Raw genomic sequence first — 21215 nt, forward strand, 5'->3', positions numbered from 1 at the left:
AGTCGTTCCATGACCCAGCGACTCTATCACCAGGATTCTTATCTCAAGGACTTCCGCGCGCGAGTCACCGGTGTGGACCGCTGGAAGGGGAATCCGGCCGTAGTGCTGGACCGGAGCTGCTTCTATCCCGCCTCAGGAGGGCAGCCGTCGGACCGGGGCCTCTTGGAGGGGTTGCCGGTAGTGGGTCTGGCGGACTCAGGCGGCCGGCTGCTGCACCTGCTGGAGCAGGAGGGCCTGGCGGAAGGTCAGGTGGTGGATGGCAGGCTCGACTGGGAGCGGCGCTTCGACCACATGCAGCAGCACACCGGCCAGCACATACTGTCGCAGGCCTTTATCCGGGTCTTGGATTGGGACACCGTCTCTTTCCACCTCGGCCGGGAGCTGTGCACCATCGATCTGACGGGAGATGCGCTGACCCCGGAGCTGATCTACGAGGTGGAAGACGCGGCCAACCGGATCATCGTCGAGTGCCGGCCCATCCGGGTCCACCTGGTCGACGCCGGCCGCCAGAGCGAGTTTCCCCTTCGAAAGCCGTCCGGGCGGAAGGGTACGCTGCGGATCGTAGAGGTCTCGGACTTCGATTTTTCCGCCTGCGGGGGAACCCATTGCCGCTCGGCGGGGGAAGTGGGCCTCATCAAGATCCGGCGCTGGGAGCGGGCCAAGAAGCGGGTCCGGGTCGAGTTCTACTGCGGATGGAGAGCGCTCCGGGACTACCGCTGGAAGAACCGGGCCGTCTATCGGCTCTCCCGCCTCTATTCCCGTCCCGACCGGGAAGTGGTGGAGGCCGCCATGGAGCGTTTGGAGCGGGAAGAAGGGCTGCGCAAAAAGTTGGCGGAGGTGCAGGACCGTTACCTGGATTCGGAGGCGGCCCGGCTGCTGGGCGGTGCAGCGGAGGTGGAGGGCATTCGAGTGGTCCGGCGCGTGCTGGCCGGGATGGACATGAAGGCCGCGCGGGAACTGGGCCGTAAACTGGTCCAGGACGGAGAAAAGCGGTTGGCGCTGTTGGGACTGGAAGGCGAATCTCCGGCTCTGGTCTTCGCCCGTTCGGAGGACCTGCCCTGGCACATGGGCAACTGGATCCGGAAGGCCGCCCCTCTCATCGCCGGCCGGGGAGGGGGCAGTCCCCGCCATGCGCAGGCCCGCGGGTCGCGGCCTGAAGGTTTGGCGGAGGCTCTCGACGCCGCCATGAAACGGATCGAGGAGGTCGATTGATGCTTCGACTGCGTCTTTCCGCCGGACTGATTCTCCCGGGACTGCTCTGGGCTTGCACACAGCCCGTTCCCGTAGTTCCTCCGGTTCTGGAAATCGGCCACGAGACCCAGGTCTTGGTGGACAACTTCGTTCTGGAGAGAACCGAGGCCCTCGAGCGACGGCTCAATCCACTGGAAAAGCATGCGGCCAACCCGGTGTTGAGTCCTCAGCGGCCCTGGGAAGGACGGTCCACCTTGCCGGCCACCGTCCTTTTCGATGACGCGGACCGGCGCTTCAAGATGTGGTACCGGTGCCGGGACGAGCTTTCGAGTCCCCGCCGCGGAACCGACCGCTGGGCCTACGCCGTTTCCCGCGACGGCATCGCATGGGAGAAGCCCGACCTGGGACTGGCCTCCTTCGCCGGGTCCCGCCGCAACAACCTGATTCCCTATCCCGTCAGCCGGGTGCTGCTGGACGCCAATGAGACCGATCCCGGGCGCCGTTTCAAGGCCTTGGGACACGGCAGAATCGAAGAGAAAGGACGAGCCGGCCTACTGGTGGGATTTTCTCCCGACGGCCTTCGGTGGAGTCTTCAGCCGTCGAGTCCGCTCCTCTCCCAGACCCGGGGCCAGGGGACTCACGATGGAATTGGGGACACTCATACTCTATTGGGGTGGGACGAACGATGGGACAGGTACGTGGCCTTCATGCGGCCCAGCGACCGATTCTCGGACATCGGGCTCTCACACAGCACCGACTTCGTCGACTGGCGAATCCCCACTCCGGTGCTCACGCCGGATCCGAGCGATCCACCCGGGACCCAGTTCTACAAAATGGCTGTGTTCCGGGATCGGGGCGTCTACTGGGGTCTTCTCTCCGTCTATCATCCCGATTCCCTCATGATCGACGTCCAGTTGGCCTTCAGCCGCGACGGGGTCGGCTGGCGGCGCGCGGGGAGGCGGCATCCCATTCTCACGTACGGGCTTCCGGACCGGTTCGACTCCCATCAGGTGAGGGCGCTCACGCCGCTTCTGGTGGGCGACGAGATCCGGGTCTATTACGCGGCCGGGAACCGTCCGCATGTCCTCACATCGCAGGATGCGACGCTCCTGACCCATGCGGTGGAGGCCGTCCCGGAGACCGCGGCCGAACAGGGCTGGCTCCGGAACGGGACCGGATTCGGGGCCCTGGCCCGATGCCGCCGGGACGGATTCGTCTCCCTGGACAGCGGTTCCTCGCTCGGGTCCCTGCTGACCCGTCCGTTCACCTTCCGCGGAGGTCGCGTTCTGATCAACGCGGACGCCACTCGAGGAGAATTCTGGGTGGAGATCCTGGATCCTGAGGGGCGGCCGCTGGAGGGTTTCGGCGAGGCGGACGCGGTCCGGATTCGTGGAAATTCCACTCGTCACACGGCCGAGTGGAAAGGGGGCCGGGATCTCTCCTCCCTGAAGGGCCGGGCCGTCCGGCTCCGGATCTACGCCACCAATTCCAAGCTCTATTCCTTCACCTGCGCCGAAGCCGGGAGTTCGAAATGAGACGTTTCCTTCTGCTTTACGTCCCGGGCGCGCTCCTTCTCGCCTCCTGCGGCGAGGCTCCAACCGCCACCACCGGAAGCGCCACGCCCCTGGGCCTGGGCGCCCTGAGCCTCAACGGCGAGATCCACCCCAAGGGGATCTACACCACCTGGCATTTCGAGTACGGACCCACTCCGTCGTTCGGGTTCAGGACCCGGGAACGACCGCTGCCGCCCCGTCTGGCGGCCCATTACCGGGAGACCTGGGATGAGGGTGCCGGAGCCTGGGATAGCTGGGCTCAGGAGCATATTCATCATCCGGAGGGAGGGGCCTCCGGGGGGTATATCGAATGGCGGCAGCCGGCGACCAACAACGATTTCAACCACATGGCCGCCGACGTTCTGCACCTGGTCAAATATCTCCGGACCGGCCTGCTGGCCCAGTGGCGGCAGGAGGGAAACACGGTTCTGGGGGGGGCGGACCCCGATCTGCGGGACGCCCGAGTCTCCATCTGGGTCCGGGGAGACGGTTGGGACCCCCGGGGATCGGAGTTGATCTGGTGGCTTCAGAGCCAGAGCAATTCCTGGTGGGGAAACCAGGTCGGATGGCGCCGCGCCAACTGGGCCTACAGCGGCGTCAGCCTCACCGGTCAGCTCCTGGACGGGAACTGGCACCAGGTCGCCTACCGTCTCGAGAACGACACCGAGAAGTGGACCTACGGCGGAAAGAACATCGGTCAGGGCCGGGCCTCGGAGCGCTACGAATACTGGTCCATCGACCAGGCCCTGGGGCACAACAACAACAACTTCTTTCACCTGCTGGCGTTCGTGGATCCCCAGAATCCTCCCGTGGGCGCCCTCCATTTCGACGAGTTCGAGCTGACCTACCGCAACGAGTCCCTCCTCTTGGACAGCAACGGCGGCCGCTTGATTCGTTGGCCGCAAGGCGGCCACGGCGATCCCGCGAACCTGACGGACGGGTGGCGGCACGGGGAAGGGAAGACCTGGCGCAGCGCGGAGGGTCCGTCCGCACCGCTGGACTTCGTCTACGGTTTCCAGGATCCGGTGACCGTCGAGACGATTCAGGCGCACCAGAATCCCGAGTGGCCCAGCCGGGAACTTGAGATCTCGGTGTCCACCGACGGAGAGGCGTTCACGCCCGTCTGCCGGATGACACTGCCCGAAAAGGGGCATCCCAACGACAATTTCGCCCTCGACACCAAGACCGGGCTGTCGGTCGAGGCCTCCTTTCTGAAGGTCCGCGTGCTGTCGGGTTACGGTTCCCGGCGCTGGGGCCTGGGGGAGATCGAGGTCTTCGGCAGCGGCGCCAGGATGCTTCCCGACGACGACGTCTACAACGTGAACCAGGATGTCTGGGACCTGCGGCCGGGCGACACCATTTACTACCGGCTGGTGGCCACTGGCGATGAAGGCGTGACGCGCGGCGAAACCAGAAGTTTCGTCCTCTCCCCGGACCGCCGCCCCCACCTGCGAGCGCTGGAGCCTCTTCGCCTGACCGGGACCACCGCCCGACTGCAGGGAAGGCTCTCCCCCATGGGCATGGTCACCTACTATCACTTCGAATACGGCGCCGATTCCGGTTGGGGGATGAAAACCCCGTTGGCCTACGCCGGCGCCGAAATCACCCCCCGCTCCGTTTTCGCCGATCTGGACGGCCTGGAGCCGGCGACCCGCTACCACTATCGTCTGGTGGGCATCAACGGCGACGCCGTGGCCCGGAGCGAGACCCGGTCGTTTCTGACGCCATGACGGGAAAGGGCCGGGGAACATGACTTGTGAGAATCTGCGTTCCGACTTTCCGGCCCGGTTCCTGGAGGCCCGGCGACGCTTGGCGAAGGTGGCCCGGGTGACTCCGCTGGTGCAGTCCAAGCTCGATCCCGGGCTCCACTTCAAGGCCGAGAACCTGCAGGTGACCGGCTCCTTCAAGATCCGGGCCGCCTACAACCAGATGGTCCAACTGGACCAGGAACAGCGGGAACGGGGCATCGTCACCTCCAGCTCCGGGAACTTCGCCCAGGCGGTGGCCTACGCCGCCAAGATGCTGGGTCTCTCGGCCAAGATCGTGATGATGGAGAGTTCCAGCCCTCTCAAGGTGGCGGGTACTCGCCGTTGGGGTGGAGAGGTGGTGTTCTGCGAGAGCCGCTTCGAGGCCCGGGACCGCACCGTCCGGCAGATCCGGGAGGAGGAGAACCGAAGCACGGTCCATCCTTACGACCACGCCGCCGCGGTGGCCGGAAACGGCACCGCCGGACTGGAGATACTGGAGCAACTGGACCAGGTGGAGAACGTCGTGGTTCCCATCAGCGGGGGAGGACTCATCAGCGGAATCGCCATGGCCGTCAAGGAACGGAAACCCGCGGTCAAGGTGTGGGGGATTCAACCCCGGGGCTCCAACGCCACGTACCTCTCCTTTCGGAAGAAGGAACCGGTGGCCCTGGACCAGGCCGAAACCGTGGCGGACGGCCTCACCGTCACCCGGCCCGGAAGCCTGACCTTCCCCCTGATTCTCCGCTACGTGGACGAAGTGGAGATAGTGGAGGAAGACTCGATCCTATACAGTGTGGGCCACCTCATGGGAGAGGAGAAACTGGTGGTGGAACCCTCCGGCGCCGTTCCCCTGGCGGCGGTTCTGGAAGGCAAGGTTCCCCCGAGAAATACGGTCCTGGTTTTGAGCGGGGGAAACATGGGGCAGGAGATCATGAACCGGTCTCTCGGCCTTTTCTCGGATGGAAGGAGTCCAAAATGAAGTTCAGGTCCGTTCGAACGCCAAGCGCCTGGCTGCGCGCGGGAGGTGTCTGCCTGGGAGTCGCCGGGTGCCTGGCGGGAGGGGTCTTCGCCCAGGAGGCCTTCGTCATGGACGAGTTGCAGGCGGAACGGGTGGTGGTGGCTCCGGGCGGCTATTTCCCGCGCATGGAGATCCTGAAGAACGGCGACCTGCTGGTCTCGGTGAAGGCGGGAGCCGCGCACGTGGGCAAGACCGGCCGGGTGGACCTCGTCCGCTCCACCGACGGCGGCCGCACCTGGGGCAAGCCGGTGACCGTGTTCGACCTTCCCGGACGGGACGACGCCATCGACGCCATGGGACGCCTCTCGGACGGCACCGTCATCGCCGGCATCGTCTCCTATTCCTGGGCCGGTGAGCGCTACACCGGAAAGGGATGGAGCGCCGACACCTGGGTGATCCGCTCCTCCGACAACGGGCACACCTGGACCGAACCGGTCAAGCTGGAAGCCACGCCCCACGACTGGCTCTACCCTTTCGGGCGGCCCGTGGAGCTGGAGGACGGGACGGTTCTCCTGTCCGGATACGGTTCGGCGCTTCCCAGGGACCGGAAGACGCCAACGACCTCCTGGGTGGTGCGGTCCCGGGACGGCGGCAAGACGTGGGGCGAGTACGCCCCGGTGGCCACCCGTTTCGACGAGCTCTGCATCGCCCGTCTGCCCTCCGGGAAGCTGGTCGCAGTCCTCCGCGCGACGGGCGGTTCGACCTCCCTCTCCTTCTCCTCCGATGGAGGCCGGACCTGGAGCGAAACGCGCCGTCTGACCGAAAAGGCGGAACATCCGGGGGATCTCCTGGTGCTGGCCGACGGGCGGCTTCTCGCGACCTTCGGAGTGCGCCATCAACCCTACGGGGTCCAGGCCATGTTCAGCCGGGACGAGGGCGAGACCTGGTCCACGAAGAAGAGGATCCTGTTGGCGTGGGACGGCGACCACGGCGACCTGGGCTATCCGGTCTCCATCCAGAGGCCCGACGGCAGGATCGTCACCGCCTACTACATCGTCTACGGTGAACGGGACTCCTATGGAGACAAAGGGGTCGCCATGAAGAACTCCTTCACCAAAGCGGTCATCTGGTCCCCGCCCCGATGAGGCGGGCCCGGCGAGCCCGGCGATCCAGGCGAACCCGGTCCCGAGCCGCCCGGCGGCGGAAACCGCCACGTCCGGCGAGCCGATTCGACGCCTCCCGGCTGTTCCCCCTGCTTCTCTTCCTGGTGGTGCTGGGGATCTACGCCCCATCGGCGGCCAACGATTTCGTCTACGACGACAACGAGGTGATCGTCAACCAGAAAGCGCCCGCCTCGTTCGCCGACGTGGCCGGGATCTTCGGCGAACGCCATTTCCCCAACCTCCCCTACTACCGGCCCGTCACCCGGACCACTCTGCTGCTGCAGAAGACCTTCCACGGGGACAATCCGGCGCCGTTTCACCTCCTGAACGCCGCATTCATGGCCCTGGCCGCCGTGGTGGTCTATTTCCTGCTTCGGCTCCCCGTATTCGGGGTTTCCAGGACCCTGGCGCTCCTGGGAGCGGCGCTCTTCGCGCTGCATCCCATCGCCTCCTCCTGTGTCTACCCCACGGCCTCCGGCCGGGAGACACTGTTGCCCTCGCTCTGGACCCTCTTGTCGGTTTACGCGTATCTGCGGCGAGGCAGGGGCTGGCGGGTACTCTCGCTGGTGGCTTTCACCGGCGCCCTTTTCAGCAAGGAGCAGGCGGTGGTCATTCCCGCTCTCTTCGTGCTGGCGGACCTCGCCGGAATGACGCCGGACCCGCCCCGCTGGAATATCCGCCGGTGGGTCGTCCGTTACCTGCCGCTGCTTCCGATCCTGGCGGGGTACTTCTGGATTCGCCACCTGCTCTTTGGCGGAACCGAATACGCGTTCGGCGAGATCACCGGTCCGCTGTTCAGCCTGGGCTACGCCTTTCAGACGATCTTTCTTCCCTCCGTCGAGCTGGTCTACGAACCGACTCTGCCGATCTGGCTCTCGTGGCCCCGCTTGATCGTGTCTTGCCTTGCTGTTGCCGGGTTGCTGGTCCTGGCCCTGCGCCTGGAGCCCCGGCGCCGTCCCGTTCTGCTCTTCTGGTCGGGCTGGTTCCTGGTGACCCTGGCGCCCACCGCCAACATCATCCAACAGGAGGCCAAGTACGACGAGCGTTACCTGTTCCTGGCATCCCTGGCGCTCATCGCCGTCGCCGCGGCGGTGGTTTCCCGGGGAGATCGGTCCGGCCGGGCCGGCGGGACCGTTGCCGCAGTGGGACTCCTGCTGGTCGGCGCCGCCGGATTCATCAGCTTCCACCGGTCCGCCTACTTCCACGACAATCTGGCCTTCAGCCGCCAGTGGCTCCGGACCGATCCCCAATCGGTCAACGCCCACTACAACCTGGGCTTCGGTCTCGCCCAACAGGGGCGTCATCAGGAGGCGGTGGAGGCCTATGAGCGGGCTCTGGAGATCGAACCGGACTACGGTTTCGCACACAACAACCTGGGGAACGCCCTGGACAAGGTGGGAAGACATGAGGAGGCGATCGGGCACTTCCGAAAGGCCTTGGAACTCGATCCGGCCTATTCCGAGGCGCACCACAACCTGACCAACGTCCTGGTGGAGGAGAACCGGCTCGAAGAAGCGTTGGAGCATGCGCGGGAGGCCGTGCGGCTGCGGCCCGACTTCGCCGAGGCCCAAAACAACCTGGGAAACCTACTCACCCGAAGAGGAGACGCCGCGGAGGGGGTCTCCCACTACCGTTCGGCTTTGGAGTTGAAGCCCGGGTACGCCGAAGCTCACAACAACCTGGCCAATGCGCTGGTGGCGTTGGGACGGCTTCGGGAAGCGATCTCCCACTACTCGGAGGCCATTCGGATCCGGCCCGACTATCCCGATGCCCGGCGCAACCGGGAACTGGTCCTGATGGAGTTGACGAGAAGGGGAGGTTGAAACCGCCGCGGCGCGTCCGGGTCCGGGCGGCTCGGCGTGATGCGGGGCGGGCGGACACCGAGACGATTCTTGCCGCGGGCTGATATCATAGGGGAACGAATTCAGGGGGTTCACAAAAAAGGCCCGATCGGAGGGGAAGAGACAGATGCCATCGAGCTTGAGAGGGAGAGGCGGTCCCGTAGCGGTCTTGGTCCTTCTGGGTCTGGCGGCCGGCGGTTTCCGGACCGGGTCGCAAGAGGACGCCGATCAGCGGGCGAAACAGGCGCAGGAGGAGCAGGACTACTTCAGGAAGTGGCTCGACGAAGACGTGGTCTACATCATCACCAAGGAGGAGCGTTCCGTCTTCGAGAAGCTGGTCACGCCTGAGGAGAAGGAGCGGTTCATCGAGCAGTTCTGGGTCCGGCGCGATCCCTCCCCGGGGACTTCCTACAACGACTTCAAGGAAGAGCATTACCGGCGAATCAAGTACTCCAACGAGCGTTTTGCCGCGGGTTTCCCCGGCTGGATGTCGGATCGGGGGAAGATCTACATCAAGTTCGGTCCCCCCGACGAGATCCGGAGCAACCCCAGCGGCGGGATCCATACCCGGGAGTTCTACGAGGGAGGCGGCACGGCGGTCACCTTTCCCTTCGAGATCTGGTGGTACCGGTATATCGAGGGGATGGGACAGGACATCGAGATGGAGTTCGTGGACCGTCTCAACAGCGGCGAGTTCCGGCTGGCCATGGACCAGTGGGAAAAGGAGGTCGGCTTCGAGATGGGGATCGGCCCCACCACCTTCGAGCAACTCGGGCTGGTGAGCCGGGCGGAAATGAACCGGGCGCGCTTCCTGGGCAATCCGGGCAACCCTTACATCCACAGCACGCGCATCCAGGACCAGCCGCTGGAGCGCCTGAGCCGTTACAGCCAACTCATGAAACCGCCCACGATCCGGTTCGACGACCTGAGGACGGTGGTGGAGACCCGGGTCCGGTTCCAGCAGATTCCGGTATCTGTGGTGGCTCACATCACCCCGGTTCACGAGAGCCTGAACCTGGCGCTGGTGACGGCCAAGATCCAGGTCAGCCCGGAAAACTACGCCGAGACCGGAGAGATCTGGCGTTCCGAAACCCACATCTACGGGCGGCTGACCGACCTCACCGGGAAGGTGGTCTACGAGTTCGACGACGATGTGGTCACCACGCTCCGCACCGCACCGTCGGGTCTCGGGATGGCCCAACGCCTTTATCAAAGGAAGATTCCCGTCAAGCGGGGCCGCTTCAAGCTCCAGTTCGTGGTGCGGGAGGTGAAATCGGAAAAGACCGGAACCTTGGACACCGTGGTCGTGGTGCCGGGTCCGACGGAGAAGCTCCGGGGAACCATCGTGTTGGCGGACCGGGCGGCGCCGGTCCGGCCGGGTGAATCGCTGGTCGATCCCTTCGTCGTCACCGAGGAATTGAAGGTCTACCCCAGCATCGACGGCCGGTTCACTCCGTCCGACCGGCTGGGGGTCTATCTCGAGGTTCACAATCTGTCCCAGGACATGGCGACCCAGACGGCGGATGTAAGGTTCCGTTACAGCGTGGTCTCCAAGGATGGAACGCTGGTCGACGATCTGGCCAAGGAGCTGGAGCCGAGGCGGGTCGAGAACAACTCGATGGTCAATGCCTTCTTCGCCTTTCCCCTTCAGACGTTGGCGGCCGGGGAGTACTCGTTCCAGATGGAGGTGACGGACCTGATCTCGGAAAACCGCCTGCTGCTCAAGGACAACTTCCGCGTCGAGGCCAACTGACCGGGCGGTCGACTGGTCCCCCGCTCAAGCATGCGCCCGTTCATCAACAGTTTGCCGGAGCGGATTTCCCGACCCCAAGCGTGGGTGCTGACGCTGCTGCTGGCGAGCGCGGCCGCTCTGGCGGCGCTGGTGCCGTGGCCCAGGCTCTCTGCCGGTCAGGGCCGCCCTGCCGCTCCCGCGGGTATCATTTTGATCACGGTGGACACGCTTCGGGCCGACCGGCTCGAATCCTACGGCTACGCCGGGACTCCCAATCCGGCGGTCAACGCCCTCGCTGAGGACGGCCTTCTGTTCGAGCAGGTCATCGCCCAGTCGCCGCTCACGCTCCCGTCCCACTGCTCCATCCTGACCGGATCGTTTCCCTACCACACGGGGGTCCGGGACCAGGCCGGGTTCAGCCTGAAGCCGCATCATCTGACCTTGGCTGAGCGGCTGCGTGCCGAGGGCTATGGGACGGCGGCCTTCATCGGCTCCTCGGTTCTCAACGCCGGCACGGGGCTCGATCAGGGATTCGACCTCTACTGGGATCTTCCGGAGCAGGGTCTTCCAGAGCGGCGGGGCGGGGAAGTGATGAACCGGGCGCTGGACTGGCTGTCCGCCAGGGGTGACGGCAAGTTCTTCGCCTGGATTCACCTCTTCGATCCCCACGCCCCGTATTCGGCTCCCGAGCCCTTCGGAAACCGTTACCGGACTCGCCCCTACGACGGCGAGGTCGCCTACGTCGACTCGCTGATGGGCGATCTGATCCGGCATCTGAAACAGCTTCGCCTCTACGATCGGACGCTCCTCGTATTCACCAGCGATCACGGAGAAAGTCTGGGGGAGCACGGGGAGTCGAGCCATGGCATGTTCCTCTACGACGCCACCGTGCGCATTCCGCTCATCATCAAGGTCGCCGGCTCGACCTGGAAAGGCAAGGTGATCCCGGAACAGGTCAGGGGCGTGGACATTGTCCCGACCATCCTCCAACTGGCCGGTCTGCGGGTGGATGACCAGATTCAGGGAAGGGGTCTGCTCTCCCTGATCCGCGGGCGTTGGAACCAGCCGGAGTTGGCCGCCTACAGCGAGACCTACTATCCGTACTACCATTTCCAGTGGAGCCCGCTCTTCTCCATGCGGGCCAACGGCTTCAAGTACATCGATGCGCCCAAGCCCGAGCTCTACGACTTGGCAAGCGACACGGGAGAGCGGCGGAACATCATCGGGAACCGGCCCTCCATGGCGGCTTACCTGCAGGAGACGTTGGAAGGGGAGTACCAGAAGTTCTCCGCCGGACGCGACGAGCCTCCCGAGCCGGAGCAGATGGACCGGGCCACCATCGAGCGCCTCAAGAGTCTGGGGTACCTGGGTTTCGCCTCGGGCACGGCGAAGCTCCCGTCCACCGAGGGACTGGCGGACCCCAAGGACCGGATCGCGCTCTACGAGCTGTTGCAGCAGGCGTTCCAGGATTCCGAGGAAGGCCGGCTCATCGAATCCAACAGCAAATTGAGGAAGGTCGTGGCCCAGGAGGAGGGCCTCATCGACGCTCACCTTTACCTGGGCCTGAACTCGGTGCAGATGGGGCAGTTCAGCGATGCCATCGAGGCCTTCCAGGCCGTGCTCCGCCGTGACTCGGGCAACCTCATGGCCCTCTATAACCTCGCCCTCTCCTACCTCAATCAAGGCCGCCCAGAGGCGGCCGTTCCGGGTTTGGAACGGACCCTGGAATTGGACCCGGACGACGTGACGGCCCGGGTCGCCCTGGGAAAGGCTTACCAGTTGACCGGCCGTATCGATGACGCCATCAATGCACTGGAGAAGGCGGTCGCCCGCCGGCCCGACTTTGCCGACGCCCTCGACTTCCTGAGCCAGGCGTATGGCCAGAAAGGATGGACCGCCAAAGCCGAATCGGCCCGCCGCCGCGCCGAAGCGGCGCGAAAACGCTGAGCCCTGACAGCGGCAATTCCGCAATCTGATTTTCTCTCAATCCACATCATCAAGTTCTTGACCGGCAATCCTCCGGCGGCTACCCTTTGCGCGTTGAAATCGTGGCCGCGGCCGGTCCGACCGCGAGCTTTCACCCTGTGCATGAGGAGGTAGGAATCGAATGTATCTGACCAACGAGAAAGTCGCCGTTCTGGGCGCCGCCGGCGCCATTGGCTCCAACCTGGTTCAGTCGCTGCTGCAGACCGGGACCGCCAATCGGATCTCCATGTACGACCCCTTGGAGGGTCCGCTCAAGGGGTCGGCCGAAGAGATCTACCACTGCTCGTTCCCGGGAGCCCAGGTGACCTGGACCATCGACGAGGCGGAGGCTCTTGCGGACGCCGCCTACATCGTCACCGCGGGAGGCGCTCCCCGCCGGCAGGGGATGACCCGGGAGGACCTGCGCAAGGACAACTGCAAGATCGCCAGGAACCTGGGCCAACAGATCAAGCGCCATTGCCCGGCCTGCAAGCTGGCCGTCGTCATCTTCAATCCCGCCGACATCACCGGTCTCACCACGCTGGTTCACTCGGGACTGCCGGGATCGGCGGTCTCCACCCTGGCCGCGCTGGACAGCACGCGTCTCCAGAGCGCGCTGGCCCAACATTTCTCCGTCGCCCAGGACCAGGTGACCGGGTGCGCCACCTACGGTGGCCACGGCGAGCAGATGGCCGTGTTCAAAGGCAGCATCGCCGTCGCCGGGACGCCGCTCGGTGAGATCCTCGGTGGCGCCACCGTCGAGGGGCAGGGCCTGACCCCGGGCCAGTGGACCGATCTGCAGCAGCAGGTCCGCGGGGGCGGCGCCGCCATCATCAAGCTGCGAGGTCGCTCCTCCTTCCAGTCTCCGGCCCACCTGAGCACCTCCATGCTCCGGGGCCGCCTGGGCGCCGACGAGTTCCCGTGGCCCTGCGGCACCTACGTCAACCGGGGCGAATTCCGCCACATCATGATGGCCATGGACACGCGCTTCGGTCCCGACGGTCTGGAGTACTCGATGCCGGAGGGCGATGCCGCGGACATGGCCGCGCTCAGGAATTCCTACCAGCACCTGACGAACCTCCGGGACCAGACCATCGCCGACGGCCTGCTACCGCCGTTGGACGAATGGAAGGACGTGAATCCGAATCTGGTGTGAAGAGTTGTCGGCACTGACGCGTCGCGCCGTCCGTGTACGGGAACGAAACGTTGACGATGTCACCTTGCTCAAAGGTCTGAATAGGCCTTGGTGTCCTCTTCGGATCGCCATTCCTCGAAGGTCCGGAACGGGTCATCCGTGGTGGCGTCCCGGCTCGCTTTGGTGAGGATTACTTGTCCGTCAATGATCTCGTACAGGAGTTCGTCCCCGGGCTGCAACCCGAGCAAAGTGCGGATCGGAAGCGGGATGGTTGTCTGGGCCTTGGAAGTCAGCTTGCTGATGATCATGGAATGCACCTCCGCCCGGTCTGTCGGACTTTCCCATTGCAAGGAACTTCCTTACTTGCTGTCACCCCTCCACGACATTATCTCTCACCGCGAACCGGACCCAGGGCGGAAGAGAGGAGATCGGAAGTCAATCACAGAGCAAGCTGCTGGGCTTGCGCGTGCCAGGTGACTTGCAGCTCACGTCCGAGGAAAGGCCGATCCATAGTGCCCCGCTGGCCGTGGCCAGTACTCCAGCAGTTCGGCCACCGGAGTCGTTCCAGTCCGTGTGAGGAAGCGGATGGCAGCGTCGACCATGAGTCTCGGTCGTCTCTCCGCCAGAGAACGCCACCAGGTCCCATGCCGGTGTGGAAGGCGAGTTGAACCGTGAAAGGTTCATTGGGTGGAAGCGGCGGGCCAAGCCAGTAGCTGGGACTGCGGCCGGGAGCTTTGCTCAGAAGGACGGCGACACGGCGTTTGTGTCCAAGCAGTCCAATCCAGACCGGCGCCAGCACCCGGCAGTCATCCCAACCACTGAGCAGAGTTTGCGCTTCCCCGTCCCGGGAGGGGCCAATGATCCCCGAAAAGCGCCACGCGATCATAAACTCGGCTGAGTCGGAGCCCTCAATTTCGCAGGGTAGTTCTTGAATTTCGTTGGAAGGACCGAACGGCGTCCAACTCTCAGAAGGGGGCAGGTGTGGCGGCCACTCCAACCATGCTCTGATCTCGCCTGAAGTTTCCAGGACTTGGTAGCGCAGTCCGTCTGAATCGAGTGTGGCCTGCACGCAGTGCAGGGTCCCACGTGTCCTGCCGGCTCCACCGGTCAATACCTGAAGCACACCTTGGTGAACCTGTACGTCGAAGGTCAGAAGGTGACTGCATACATACGCAAACACTCGGTGTCGGACCAGTACATCCCAGAATTCACGGCCGTCTTCTGGCACGATTCCCAACTCATGGGGACCGAAATGCCCTTTGACGGGATGGGCAGGATGATGGCCGAACACGAGTCGGTACCGTGCATCGGCATGGTCCGACAGGGTTTGATCGAGCCACGTGGTTTCCACACGCCCTTCGCCTCCGTGTCCGGACCAGAGGGTGTTGACGAAGACGAGAAGCAGATCGTCGCGGCGTACGAAATAGGTCAGTCCCTCCTGGCCCGGTGGCCCGTTGCGGGGCAGGTGCGCCAGAATTTCCCTGAACACGCGCTCACTTGCCGAATCGTAGGCCGTATGGTTTCCCGTGGTGTGAAAGAGCGGGATCCTGGTCCTGTCCAGCCAGTGCATTTCCCGCTCGAACCAGTGCCGCCATTGGTTTCTCAAAGTCTCTTCATCAGTGGAGAGACCGATGATCTCGTCACCCGGAAAGCAGATGAATTGAGGCTGGGGGCGAAGGCGAGCAAGGACGGCGTTCACCCTTGCAAAGTTGGCCTCCTCCGGTTTTCCCGCCACGCCGGAGCAGCTGTCCGCGTAGCAGACGAACTGATGGCCAGCTCCGTCGCGCGGGGTGAGGGCAGCGATTGTGGGAGAAAGCAAATCCACAGGGTTATCTCATGGGTTGAGGAACAGTTCGGACGTGGACTCGAAAACGCTCCAGAAATAAGGCGTGAGTGGCCAGGTTCAGTGGACCCGGCCGGGTGAGAAGGCTTTCTCCTCCTCGAACCCATGGGTCAGGACGAAGAAATACGAAGGGCTCTGGCCCAGGTCCGACTCGATGACCAACTCGAAGAGGTTTTCCTCGTTGCTCTCACTGGCCACCGCTTGGACGTAGCCAATCTCCTCGGACTTGATGAAGAGTTCTCCCAATAGGAGCTTGCCCCGGAGGACCTGAACCAGCAGAGTGCCGTCCGGCTCGCTGGCGAAATGCCAGTGGAGGTCCTCGTCGTCGTAGAGGACGGCGTTCATCGTTCCCGCCCTCAAGATGCAGTTGGGATGGGCGTTGAGCCATCTCCAGAAAGCGTCGAACGTCATCGTGAAAGGAGCTTCCATGCGGCTCATGGTAACAGTCCGCAGCGGAAGTCGTCACGGCATTCGGCCCGGTCTCCGGCTACCGCCTGAGGGCCGCTTCGACGCCCAAGAATCCTGCCAGCAGGAAGAAAACGAGGATCGAGGCCAGCACTATTGAGGTCCAGGGCCGGTTCCGGTAACGGCTGCCGATCCATCCGGACTTGCCGTTCATGCGCAGCAACGCGGCCGCCAGCATGGGGACGAAGAGCACGCCGACGATGGCATAGGTTTTCTGCATCCGGGCGAACCCGACCCACAGGCCCACCATCGGAATCGTGGCCATGGCGTACATGAAACCCCGGTAGATCCTGGAGTCGGGGTCCACACGCCGGCTCTTGCCTGATCCCCGGTTACCCATCAGCGAGGTCAGGTCGGTGAACAAGTAGGGAATGCTCTGCCACGCCCCCAGGAGACTGCTGAAGATGGCTCCCCAGGCTCCCAACAGGAACGCCCAGCCCCCCAATGGACCCAGAGACTCCGACAGACGCTCAGCCAGGCGAATCAGCAGCGTGGCGCCGCCGCCCTGTACCTCGACCTGGCTGCCGATGATCACCATGGCCAAGCCGAACAGGGCCGTTACGACGTAGGCGGCGGCCAGATCGAGCCGGCAGATTGTGAGATCCTTCACGCCGCGCCGCCCCTCCTCCTGGATCCAGTAGCCGTAGCAGAGAATGGTGACCGTACCGCCCACGCCCCCCATGAGGGCCAGCGTCCATCCCAGGCCCTGGCCGCTCGATTCGGGGATAGCGGGCCACACCAGGCCGGCGATGACGTCCCCCCAATCCGGTGCCAGGCGGCCGGCGGAAACCACGACCGTGCAGAACATCAGGCCGATGCAGACCCGCATGACCTTTTCGAAGAGCCGGTAGCCTCCCAAGCGGACCATCAGGACTCCGACCAGGCTCCACACGATCCCGTGGAAGATCTTGCCCGTGGCCGGATCGGAATGAAGGGGCAGGAGGGCATGGGAAGCCACGCCGCAGGCGCTCATCAGCGCCGCCGCCACCAGGAAACTCCAGACCACCAGGTATCCCAGGAAGAGGTATTGGACGGGCCGGCCCAGGCGATCCACGGCGCCTTCCAGGAGGGTGTGTCCGGTGGCCAGTTGCCAGCGCGTGATCCCCTCGCTGAGGACGAACTTGAAGAAACTGCCGGCCAGGACAGCCCAGAGGATAGCGACCCCCAGCTTCGATCCGGCGAAACCGGCGGTGGCCAAGTCTCCGGCGCCCACGCCGGTGGCCGCCACCAGCAATCCGGGTCCCAATATGGCAAGCGGATTTCTCATCTTGTGTCCCACACTAGTCTGCTGGAGCCAGCCGCCGTTCGCTACCTTGGATCTCCAACCAATCAGAAGGGGGCCGTCTGGGCTATCACCTCACCGGCGCCGACCTCTACTCCTTCCGGTCGGACTCGGACTGAGCTCCGAAGAGGGGGGAGAAACCGACACGAAGTTTACGAATATCGCTTTCGCATTCCACGTCGGCCAAAGAGCTGAGACAATTGGGCCATCGCTGGATGAGAAGCCGTTACGGCAGACGGGAGATTCTCATATCTGTCCAGCAATTCCGATTCCGAAGATTCTCGCGGCCAATCGAGGTTGGGCGAGATATGTTTGTCTTCTATCGCGACGGCGGACATTTCAAGTAGACCGATCAGGTCCCGCGTCGCCGCACGACGGGGATGTTTAAGATCTTTGTAGAGCCCTCCAATACGCTGTCCTAGCTCATACCCAGTGGAGGGCCCAACGTCCAATAGAATCTCCAGGATCTGCAGTTGCCTCTGGGCCAGCACGCGCCGGCGGGGACTTCGTAGTTTCCCAAACAACGATCTGGCGAATTCCCGGAACAGCACTCGGCGATGATTGGTGGCGATGGCCTCGGCAACCACGTTGCATCTCTCGGCCACCGCCGGCAGCGCAAACTTCAGAAACGGCGTCAGATCGTGTCCGTTTTCGCGGGTTTCGTACAGAGCGGTCAAGTACTCGTCTTTGTGTTCGTAGTAGTAGTTGGACAGGCTGACCATGATCACGTCGTTGACCCCGGCCCGCCGCAGCATGAATGCTTCCAAGGCGCGGGCGGTGCGGCCGTTTCCGTCGCCGAAGGGGTGCATGGCGCCGATGTGGTAGTGAGCGGCAATAGCCTGAATGAGACGGTCGTGACGCTGGAACTCTCCGGCGATGGCGGCAGCGAGGCCTTCGAAGGCCTCGCTGCATTCACGGCCGCCCTCGGCACCCCGGCAGCGTGGCGTCCCGAAGGTGACGTTCCACGCGTCAGGACGTGTCCGGCCCGGTTCGCAATGATCATCGTCGCATCCGGTCACGATGCGCCGCTGGATTTCCCGGATGAAATCGGCGCTGACCGGCTGTTCGGCAGGTCTTGAACGCAGCCAGCGGTAGGTGGCGTCAGCGGCGCGAAGTTGACGCTGGGAACGGGTCAATCTAGTCGTCGCAGTCAGGGTGGCGGCGAGAGCTTCGTCCTGTTCGCGTTGCGTGAACTCGGCGCCTTCAATGCGCGATGTGCCGGCCGCTTCCAATCGCAACTGCTCCGCGTGCGCCTCCTCAATCCACTGAGGTAGATATGGCATCTGATTTAGGACGCCGCCGCCGGTCTTGGCCTCGACCAGCCGGTGGAAGACGGCAGGGGGATCGTAGTGCACCCATCGCTGGGGGACCACATAGCGACTGACATTATCGGCAGTCATTTCCGTCTCATTTCCAGTTCATTTCAAATGCATTTATTTGGATCATGAATATTATGAGTGATTTATACCTTTAAATCGTACATTCATTTCCGTCTCATTTCCAGTTCATTTCGCTCTCGTTTCCACGGTCTCTTCGGAATCGAGTCCGCATACCGAGCAATACCTTCCTGATGACCGTTCTGAGACCCTCGCGGCATCGCGGGAAGACTCAGCAGTTGAAATGTCCCCATTCAATCCCAACTTGTGCTCAGCCTCCCTGCCTTAGGCCGAGGTTGGAGACCCTCGACGTTTACCGTCTCGACCAGTAACCTGACGTGTCAGGAGGTGTGAAGTGGTACTCCCGCACTCATGGAGACTTGTCGGAATTGCAGTGGCGTCGTTGCTGGCTTCCGCCGGGCCGGTTCAGGCCGAGGTTCGGTTGCCGGCCGTGATCTCGGACCACATGCTCCTGCAGCAGAAGGTTCCGGTACGGATCTGGGGTTGGGCTGGTCCCGATGAAACCGTCCACGTCCGCTTCCGGGGCCGGAGTTACGCGGCGAATCCGCCGTTGCCGGGGGAATCGGGAGACTGGGAAGTGTTCCTGGCCCCCTCGGAAGCCGGTGGCCCCTTTCGTCTGGAGGTCCGGGGGACCAATGCCATCGTAATCGAAGATGTCCTGGTGGGGGACGTCTGGGTGGCTTCGGGGCAGTCCAACATGGACTGGTCGGTCCGGCGTTCCAGGAATCCGGATCAGGAGATCGCCCAGGCCAACTTTCCCAGGATCCGCCTCTTCAAGGTTGCCCGCAACGTGGCCGACGAGCCGCTGGAGGACGTGGAGGGCGCATGGCATCCCTGTTCTCCAGAGTCGGTCGAGCATTTTTCGGCCGTCGGTTACTACTTCGCCCGCCATCTTCACCGGAAGCTGGGTCACCCCGTCGGCGTGATCCAGACGGCGTGGGGAGGGACCCCGGCACAGGCCTGGGTCAGCCGGCCTCACCTCGAGTCCGATCCCGCTCTGACCCTGGCTTTGGAGAAGTGGGAACAAGTGCTGGCCGAATATCCGGAACGTCAGAAGGAGCATCTGGCGGAGGTCGCCCGCTGGGAACGGAAGGCCGCGGCCGCAAAGAAAAAAGGCGAACCTGTGCCTCGCCGGCCGCGCCGCCCCCTGGGCCCCGGCCATCCGTGGACGCCTGGAGGTCTCTTCAACGCCATGATCTCGCCACTCGTGCCCTATGCCGTCCGCGGCGCCATTTGGTACCAGGGGGAGAACAATGGTCATTTCGCGGAGGCCCATCTCTATCGCTCTCTTTTCCCGGCGTTGATCCAAAACTGGAGAACACACTGGAAAACAGGTCCGTTCCCCTTCCTCTTCGTCCAGTTGGCCAACTACCGCAAAACGCCCGAAGGCAGCGAATGGCCCGAGCTCAGGGAAGCCCAGCTCATGACGCTGAGCGTCAGGAACACGGGCATGGCGGTCACCATCGATATCGGCAACCCGGAAGACATCCATCCCAAGAACAAGCAGGACGTGGGCAAGCGCCTGGCTCTGGCGGCGCGCGCGTTGGCCCACGGCGAGGACCTGGTCTACTCGGGGCCCGTCTTTCGCCGGGTCAACCCGGAGGAAACCGGACTGCGAATCTGGTTCGATCACGTGGGAGGCGGGCTCGAGAGCCGGGGGGGCGATTTGACCGGCTTCGAGGTGGCCGGAGCCGACCGGCGCTTCGTGCCGGCGTCCGCCCGGATCGATGCCGGGACCGTCTTGGTTTCCAGCCCGGAAGTGGAGCGGGCCGTTGCCGTCCGCTACGGCTGGAGCGACAGCCCCGTCTGCAATCTCTACAACGCCGAGGGACTTCCCGCCTCGCCCTTCCGCAGCGACGATTGGGAATAGTCCGGTCCGGACAAACGCGGATCAACCGCTTGAGAAGGCCGGCATGACCCGGGTCGCGAAGAGCTCCATGGACTCCAGCATGTCCCGCTGCGAGATGCCTTGGTGCTGGCAATGGTAGACAAGGGTGTCGGCGCCCATGTCACGATAGGCGGCCACCTGGTCGATGCACTCTCCGGGTGTCCCCAGGATGAGCCGGTCCCGGAAATCGTCCAGTTGGCCGTACTTGTATCGCCTTCCCTCCGGAGTGTCCTTCATCCAGCCGGAATAGCGCCGGTATTGCTCGAGCAGCGGTTTCTCCACCAACGCTCGTGCCCGGGCCCGCGTCTTGGCCACGAATCCCAGGCGGGCCACCACCAGCGTTCCCTGCTTGCGGAACTCATCCAGGGCGTTTCGATAGACCCGGATCTTTTCCCTCAGTTCCCGCCGGCCGAGACTGGCGCTGGGCAACCAGCCGTCCGCCAGCCGGGCCGAGCGGCGGACCACCACATCGGCCGTCCCGCCGATCCAGATGGGAGGCCGGGGTTTCCGGACCGGCAGCGGACCGATGCGGACGTCTCGACAGCGGAAGTATTTGCCCTGGAAGGTGACCGACTCGCCGGCCCAGAGCCGGGAGATCACCTCCAGGTTCTCCAGGAACCGGCCCCGCCGTTGGCGCAGCAGGACCTCTGAGATGGCCAGTTCCTCCTCCCGGTAACCCAGAACCAGACCGAAGATGAGACGGCCGCCCGAGATCACGTCCACGTGCGCCGCCTGCTCGGCCAGCAGGATCGGGTTGTAGATGGGAAGGATGAATCCGCTGGAGCAGAGCTGAATCCGGCGGGTGACCGGAGCCAGCGCGGCCAGGGTCGTGAGCATCTCATGGAAGCCGGAGGGCCAGAGATGCCGGTCGCCCAGGCAGACCAAGTCGAATCCCAACTCCTCGGCCACCTGGACCCTTTCCCGGAGTTGGTCGAAGCTGGCCTGTCCGGAGTCGGTGAAGGTCTGTCCGAGAATGATTCCGAAGTTCATACACGCCCTGTTCGCAGTCTGCGCTCTCCGCACCGGCATCGGGGATGCCGGGGAAGCAATGGGC

16 protein-coding genes are annotated in these 21215 nt (G+C 64.0%); 10 read left to right on the plus strand and 6 right to left on the minus strand.

The features are described 5' to 3' along the window. Positions 1-9 precede the first annotated feature (9 nt). From OXT71_20595 to OXT71_20635, 9 genes are all read left to right on the plus strand, one after another. Positions 10-1212 carry a DHHA1 domain-containing protein gene (locus tag OXT71_20595; GenBank protein MDE2928790.1) on the plus strand — a complete coding sequence of 401 codons (1203 nt, stop codon included), beginning with the start codon at positions 10-12 and terminating at the stop codon, positions 1210-1212. Beyond that, positions 1212-2726, plus strand: coding sequence for a hypothetical protein (locus tag OXT71_20600; GenBank protein MDE2928791.1), 1515 nt, complete (start codon positions 1212-1214; stop codon positions 2724-2726). The genes OXT71_20595 and OXT71_20600 overlap by 1 nt, the downstream gene beginning before the upstream one ends. After that, a complete protein-coding gene (locus OXT71_20605; GenBank protein ID MDE2928792.1) occupies positions 2723-4474 on the plus strand; it encodes a hypothetical protein in 1752 nt (583 codons plus the stop codon). The genes OXT71_20600 and OXT71_20605 overlap by 4 nt, the downstream gene beginning before the upstream one ends. 19 nt (positions 4475-4493) lie before the next feature. Then, positions 4494-5471 (plus strand): threonine/serine dehydratase, encoded by a 978-nt coding sequence (locus tag OXT71_20610; GenBank protein MDE2928793.1) that lies wholly within the window; start codon positions 4494-4496, stop codon positions 5469-5471. After that, positions 5468-6595, plus strand: coding sequence for a sialidase family protein (locus tag OXT71_20615; GenBank protein ID MDE2928794.1), 1128 nt, complete (start codon positions 5468-5470; stop codon positions 6593-6595). Before OXT71_20610 ends, OXT71_20615 begins: the two co-directional genes overlap by 4 nt. After that, positions 6592-8436 (plus strand): tetratricopeptide repeat protein, encoded by a 1845-nt coding sequence (locus OXT71_20620; GenBank protein ID MDE2928795.1) that lies wholly within the window; start codon positions 6592-6594, stop codon positions 8434-8436. The genes OXT71_20615 and OXT71_20620 overlap by 4 nt, the downstream gene beginning before the upstream one ends. 145 nt (positions 8437-8581) lie before the next feature. After that, positions 8582-10207 (plus strand): GWxTD domain-containing protein, encoded by a 1626-nt coding sequence (locus OXT71_20625; protein MDE2928796.1) that lies wholly within the window; start codon positions 8582-8584, stop codon positions 10205-10207. An 84-nt stretch (positions 10208-10291) separates the two neighbouring features. Further along, positions 10292-12133 (plus strand): sulfatase-like hydrolase/transferase, encoded by a 1842-nt coding sequence (locus tag OXT71_20630; protein ID MDE2928797.1) that lies wholly within the window; start codon positions 10292-10294, stop codon positions 12131-12133. 160 nt (positions 12134-12293) lie between these two features. After that, a complete protein-coding gene (locus OXT71_20635; protein MDE2928798.1) occupies positions 12294-13307 on the plus strand; it encodes a malate dehydrogenase in 1014 nt (337 codons plus the stop codon). 68 nt (positions 13308-13375) lie between these two features. Here OXT71_20635 and OXT71_20640 read toward each other — a convergent pair whose 3' ends face one another. The 5 genes from OXT71_20640 to OXT71_20660 form a co-directional block, all read right to left on the minus strand. Then, positions 13376-13594 carry a type II toxin-antitoxin system PrlF family antitoxin gene (locus OXT71_20640; protein ID MDE2928799.1) on the minus strand — a complete coding sequence of 73 codons (219 nt, stop codon included), beginning with the start codon at positions 13592-13594 and terminating at the stop codon, positions 13376-13378. 131 nt (positions 13595-13725) lie between these two features. After that, positions 13726-14985, minus strand: a complete 1260-nt coding sequence (locus tag OXT71_20645) for a metallophosphoesterase (protein MDE2928800.1) — start codon at positions 14983-14985, stop codon at positions 13726-13728. A 204-nt stretch (positions 14986-15189) separates the two neighbouring features. Further along, positions 15190-15567 (minus strand): hypothetical protein, encoded by a 378-nt coding sequence (locus OXT71_20650; GenBank protein MDE2928801.1) that lies wholly within the window; start codon positions 15565-15567, stop codon positions 15190-15192. A 49-nt stretch (positions 15568-15616) separates the two neighbouring features. After that, positions 15617-16861 carry an Nramp family divalent metal transporter gene (locus tag OXT71_20655; GenBank protein MDE2928802.1) on the minus strand — a complete coding sequence of 415 codons (1245 nt, stop codon included), beginning with the start codon at positions 16859-16861 and terminating at the stop codon, positions 15617-15619. Between the two features lie 167 nt (positions 16862-17028). Then, the gene (locus OXT71_20660) at positions 17029-18276 is read right to left on the minus strand and encodes a Fic family protein (GenBank protein MDE2928803.1); all 1248 of its coding nucleotides are present in this window, start codon (positions 18274-18276) and stop codon (positions 17029-17031) included. A 370-nt stretch (positions 18277-18646) separates the two neighbouring features. Here OXT71_20660 and OXT71_20665 point away from each other — a divergent pair, with 370 nt between their 5' ends. Further along, positions 18647-20143, plus strand: a complete 1497-nt coding sequence (locus tag OXT71_20665; GenBank protein ID MDE2928804.1) for a sialate O-acetylesterase — start codon at positions 18647-18649, stop codon at positions 20141-20143. A 21-nt stretch (positions 20144-20164) separates the two neighbouring features. Here OXT71_20665 and OXT71_20670 read toward each other — a convergent pair whose 3' ends face one another. Continuing rightward, entirely contained in the window at positions 20165-21151 is a 987-nt protein-coding gene (locus OXT71_20670) for an LLM class flavin-dependent oxidoreductase (GenBank protein MDE2928805.1), read from the minus strand. Positions 21152-21215: the final 64 nt, after the last annotated feature.

It is taken from the genome of Acidobacteriota bacterium (assembly GCA_028874215.1).
Classification (GTDB): Bacteria; Acidobacteriota; UBA6911; order RPQK01; family JAJDTT01; genus JAJDTT01.

Bases quoted from the DNA above. Each gene is read 5' to 3' on its own strand.
- OXT71_20595 (MDE2928790.1), top strand. From the start codon at position 10: ATGACCCAGCGACTCTATCACCAGGATTCTTATCTCAAGGACTTCCGC.
- OXT71_20600 (MDE2928791.1), top strand. From the start codon at position 1,212: ATGCTTCGACTGCGTCTTTCCGCCGGACTGATTCTCCCGGGACTGCTC.
- OXT71_20605 (MDE2928792.1), top strand. From the start codon at position 2,723: ATGAGACGTTTCCTTCTGCTTTACGTCCCGGGCGCGCTCCTTCTCGCC.
- OXT71_20610 (MDE2928793.1), top strand. From the start codon at position 4,494: ATGACTTGTGAGAATCTGCGTTCCGACTTTCCGGCCCGGTTCCTGGAG.
- OXT71_20615 (MDE2928794.1), top strand. From the start codon at position 5,468: ATGAAGTTCAGGTCCGTTCGAACGCCAAGCGCCTGGCTGCGCGCGGGA.
- OXT71_20620 (MDE2928795.1), top strand. From the start codon at position 6,592: ATGAGGCGGGCCCGGCGAGCCCGGCGATCCAGGCGAACCCGGTCCCGA.
- OXT71_20625 (MDE2928796.1), top strand. From the start codon at position 8,582: ATGCCATCGAGCTTGAGAGGGAGAGGCGGTCCCGTAGCGGTCTTGGTC.
- OXT71_20635 (MDE2928798.1), top strand. From the start codon at position 12,294: ATGTATCTGACCAACGAGAAAGTCGCCGTTCTGGGCGCCGCCGGCGCC.
- OXT71_20640 (MDE2928799.1), bottom strand. From the start codon at position 13,594: ATGATCATCAGCAAGCTGACTTCCAAGGCCCAGACAACCATCCCGCTT.
- OXT71_20650 (MDE2928801.1), bottom strand. From the start codon at position 15,567: ATGAGCCGCATGGAAGCTCCTTTCACGATGACGTTCGACGCTTTCTGG.
- OXT71_20655 (MDE2928802.1), bottom strand. From the start codon at position 16,861: ATGAGAAATCCGCTTGCCATATTGGGACCCGGATTGCTGGTGGCGGCC.
- OXT71_20660 (MDE2928803.1), bottom strand. From the start codon at position 18,276: ATGACTGCCGATAATGTCAGTCGCTATGTGGTCCCCCAGCGATGGGTG.
- OXT71_20670 (MDE2928805.1), bottom strand. From the start codon at position 21,151: ATGAACTTCGGAATCATTCTCGGACAGACCTTCACCGACTCCGGACAG.